Below are 333 nucleotides of genomic sequence, written 5' to 3'. Positions count from 1 at the left end.
CTGCCGACCAAAGGTGTCAGTTCAGCTGTTATCCCCCTGTAGAGTTCTGGTTAAACACTAGAAAAACTGAGCCCCAATTGTGAGATTTTGGAAGTTGGTGTGTTTACGCAGGAAGATATTGCCCCTTCTCAACTTCTCATTACAAGCCAAGAGTAGAACATTTTAAATATGATAATAATAATAATAATAACATTAATAATAACATTAATAATAACAATAATAATAATAAGAACAATAATAATATTAATAATAATAATAATAGTAATCTTTTTTATCCCACCTTCGAGCTGTGAGGTGACAGCGATACTGACTACACCACCGTGCCCCCGTAAC

At 34.2% G+C, this 333-nt stretch carries 1 protein-coding gene; it reads right to left on the bottom strand.

Features of this window, described 5'->3' with window-relative positions:
* Positions 1–128: 128 nt before the first annotated feature.
* Positions 129–333: hypothetical protein (locus IEQ44_RS17145; RefSeq protein ID WP_227487617.1), on the bottom strand; the 205-nt coding region annotated here is incomplete at its 5' end.

It is taken from the genome of Nocardioides malaquae, assembly GCF_015070385.1.
Lineage (GTDB): Bacteria > Actinomycetota > Actinomycetes > Propionibacteriales > Nocardioidaceae > Nocardioides > Nocardioides malaquae.
The sequence above is the reverse complement of the archived record's forward strand: the minus strand, read 5'-3'. Positions and strand labels throughout refer to the sequence as shown.